This is a genomic window from Actinomycetospora sp., from assembly GCF_036497245.1.
In the GTDB taxonomy this organism is placed as follows: Bacteria; Actinomycetota; Actinomycetes; order Mycobacteriales; family Pseudonocardiaceae; genus Actinomycetospora.
Genome location: NZ_DASXJS010000154.1, coordinates 1 through 3,539 on the forward strand (window position 1 = coordinate 1; position 3,539 = coordinate 3,539).

3 protein-coding genes are annotated in these 3,539 nt (G+C 76.3%); all 3 read right to left on the reverse strand.

The features are described from left to right. Window positions 1–205: 205 nt before the first annotated feature. Entirely contained in the window at window positions 206–1,225 is a 1,020-nt protein-coding gene (locus VGI02_RS16730; RefSeq protein WP_331628828.1) for an aminotransferase class V-fold PLP-dependent enzyme, read from the reverse strand. 67 nt (window positions 1,226–1,292) lie between these two features. Beyond that, entirely contained in the window at window positions 1,293–2,723 is a 1,431-nt protein-coding gene (locus tag VGI02_RS16735) for an NADH-quinone oxidoreductase subunit N (protein WP_331628830.1), read from the reverse strand. Next, a partial coding sequence (locus VGI02_RS16740) for a complex I subunit 4 family protein (protein ID WP_331628831.1) occupies window positions 2,720–3,539 on the reverse strand: 820 nt, incomplete at its 5' end. The genes VGI02_RS16735 and VGI02_RS16740, both read right to left, overlap by 4 nt.

Here is a 3,539-nt window from a genome sequence, read left to right on the forward strand (position 1 = left end):
CGCCCCGACGGGCTCGAGGAGGTCTGGCACGCCGCCGGGGCCGCCCTCGACCGGTCCGGCGAGCTGTACCCCTACGAGCCCGGCACCTGGGGGCCGACCGAGGCGCTGCGCCTGGCCGCCCCGGTGGGCTGGGCGCTCGGCGACCAGGCCGACTGACCGCTGCCCGCACCGAGGCGGATAGCCCGGACGGCGACCTCGAGGTGGCTCAGGCCAGCGCGTCGAGCAGTCGGTCCACGTCCGCGTCGGTGTTGTGCAGGTGGAACGCGATGCGGGTCGCGCCGGCCCGGGGCGCGCAGCGGATGCCTGCCGCGGCGAGGCGGTCCCCGGCGTCGGGCTGCGGGATCGAGACGATCGGCGACGCCGAGGGCGGCAGGTCCAGCGTCTTCCGGACGCGGCCGGCGAGCCCGACGCCGTGGTCGTGGACGGCGGCGCGGTCCAGCCAGGCGTGCCAGTCCAGGGCGGCCGCCGCGCCCACGAACGACGCCCACGCGGGGGAGGCGTCGAGGCGCCGCGCCCCGTCGGCGAGCGCGAGCGGCAGGCCGTACGTGCGCTGCCAGCGGTCGTCGCCCGCGTACCAGCCCGCGGCGCTCGGCGTGACCCGGTCGAGCAACCGCCCGGAGCACGCGAGCCAGGAGGCCCCGCGCGGCGCGAGCAGCCACTTGTAGCCGCCCGCGACGACGGCGTCCGCCCACGACAGGTCCGCGGGCAGCCAGCCGACCGACTGGGTGCCGTCGAGGACGACGACGGTGTCGCCTGCCGCGGTCGCGGCGCGCAGCGCCTCGAGGTCGACGAGCGCGCCGTCGGCCGACTGCGCGACGCTCACGGCGACGACGTCGTACTCCGCCGCCCGCGCGGGCAGGTCCTCGAGCGGGGCCTCGTCCACGGCGTGCCCGCAGGCGGCGAACGGCCAGCTCACGCTGGTGAACTCCCGCTCCGCGGTGAGGACCCGGGTGCCGGGCGGGAACGCCGCGGCGACCGGCCCGAGCAGGCCGGAGACCGACGCGCCGATCGCCACGGCGTCGTCGGCGGCGCCGGTGAGCCGGGCGAAGGCCCGGCGGGACGCGTCGACCGGGCCGTCCATGACGACCGCTGAGACGCCGCCGCGGGCCCAGTCGTCGACCCACCCGCGCACCGTGTCGACGACGTGACGCGGCGGGACGCCGACCGAGGCGGTGTTGAGGTAGCCGGGCTCGACGTCGAACGACGCCCCGAACGCAGTGATCACACGGCCGGACGATAGCGACGGACCTCGGCCGGATCGCCTGTCACGACGGCACGAGTGGCAGGGCCGGTCACACCCAGGGGACGGCGGCGAGCCCGACCACGGACACGACGGCCAGGACGACCGCCACCGCCCGGGCCCGCGGCGCCGTGGGGTCGCGCAGGACGGGGTCGCCTGCCGCGAAGAGCGGTGCGATCCAGCGCAGGTAGTAGACGAGGCTCGCGACGGAGTTCAGCACGGCCACCGCGGCCAGCCACGTCATCCCGCCGTCGACGGCCGCGGTGAACCCGGCGAGCTTCCCCGCGAACACCACCGTCGGCGGCGTCCCGACCAGCCCCAGCAGGCCCACCACGAGCGACACCGCGAGCACCGGGTGACGGCGCCCGAGCCCACGCTGGTCGGCGATCTCAAGGGCCTCCGGGCGGGCGGCGACGACGGCGAACACGGCCAGGTTGGTCACCGCGTACGCCGCCAGGTACCCGAGCAGCGCCGGCAGGGCGAGCGGGGTGCGGGCGGCGACGGCCACCGGGACCAGCAGGTAGCCGACCTGGCTGATCGTCGAGTAGGCGAGCAGCCGTCGCAGCGAGGTCTGCGCGAACGCGGCGAGGTTCCCGAGCGTCATCGAGGCCACCGCCAGCACCGCCACCAGCAGCGGCCAGGGCACGGTGTCCGCCGGGACCGCGACGAGCAGGCGCCACACCGCGACCAGGCCGCCGACCTTCGCCGTCGTCGTGAGCACCGCGCCGGAGACCGGCGACGTGCCGTCGACGGCGTCGGGCACCCAGAAGTGCGCGGGGACGCCGCCGATCGTCATGAGCAGGCCCGCGAGGACCAGGAGCAGCGCGACGGCGGCGGCGCCCGCGGTCGGCCCGGTCAGGCGGTCCAGGGCGGTGTACGCCGTCGCCCCCGTCAGCCCGAGCAGCACCGTGACGCCGGTCAGCAGCACCAGTCCGAACAGGGCCGAGGAGAGGAAGTACTTGAGCGCGGCCTCGGTGGATCGCCCGTCCCGCGCGAGGCCCGCCAGCGCGGCGAGCGGCAGGCCGGCGAGCAGCACGGCGGCCGCGAGGAGCAACAGGTCCGACGCGCCGCCGAGCACCATCGCCCCGACCGCGGAGAGCTGGACGAGCACGGCGAACGCGGTGTCGGTCCGCCCCGTCCACCCGGTGATCGACGACGCTTTTCGGACGTCCAGTGTCTGCAAAGCGACTTTTCTGACGTTCCCGGCCACGTCCCCGGCCAACACCAGCGTCGCCACCACCGCCCCCGCGACGACGACCCGCACCGTGTCCGTGGCCGCGTCGACGACGTAGGTCCCGCCGAACGCCGTCGTCGCGCCCGACCGGGCCACCGTCACGACGCCCGCCGCCACCGCCGCGACGATGCCGATCCCGCGCACCCCGCCCTCGCGACCGGGCGGGGAGAACGACCCGACGAGCAGGCCCAGCACCGCCCCGAGCGCGAGCACGATCTCCGGGAGCAGCGCGAGCGCGTCGGTGCTCATCGGCTCACCAGGGACACCACCTGCGCGGCGGCAGGCGCGATCGTCGTCGTCAGCAGGGCCGGAGCCACGCCGATCGCCATCGAGCACGCCAGCAGCAGCCCGACCGCCGTCGTCTCCCCGAGGCGCAGATCCGGCGAGGTCGGGGCCCGGAACCGGGAGAGCCTGGCCCGGGGCGTGGGCGGTCGCTCGGCGGCAGGCGGGAGGTGACGGTCACCGAGCAGCATCGACTGCAGCGCCCGCAGGAACAGCGCCGCCGTGATCGCGAGCCCGAGCGCGGCGAGCACCGTCGCCACCGGGACCGCGGGCAGCGACCCGGCCAGCAGCGAGAACTCCCCGACGAAGCCGGAGAGCCCCGGCAGGCCGAGCGACGCGAACGCCGCCACGGCGAACGTCCACGAGAAGCGGGGCATCGGCCCGGCGAGCCCCGACCACGCGGCGATCTCCGAGGTGTGCCCCCGCTCGCGCAGCACCCCGGCCAGCAGGAACAGAGCAGCCGTGATCAGCCCGTGGCTCACCATCTGGACGGTCGCGCCCGTGACGGCGAGGGTGCGCGCCTCGGGCCCGGCGGCCACGATCCCCGCCGCCCCGACGGCCAGCACGACGTAGCCGAGGTGCGTGACCGAGGTGTAGGCGATCATCCGCTTGAGGTCGCGCTGCGCGAGGGCCACCAGCGCACCCCACAGCACCGACACGACACCGAGCACCACGACGACGATCGCGGCCGAGCGCCACGGGCCGGGCAGCAGCGGCATCGCGATCCGCACGAACCCGTACGTGCCCATCTTCAGCAGCACCGCGGCGAGCACCGCCGACCCG

What these genes read in the sequence shown, in the direction of transcription:
- VGI02_RS16735 (WP_331628830.1), bottom strand. Translation starts at nt 2,723, where the DNA reads ATGAGCACCGACGCGCTCGCGCTGCTCCCGGAGATCGTGCTCGCGCTC.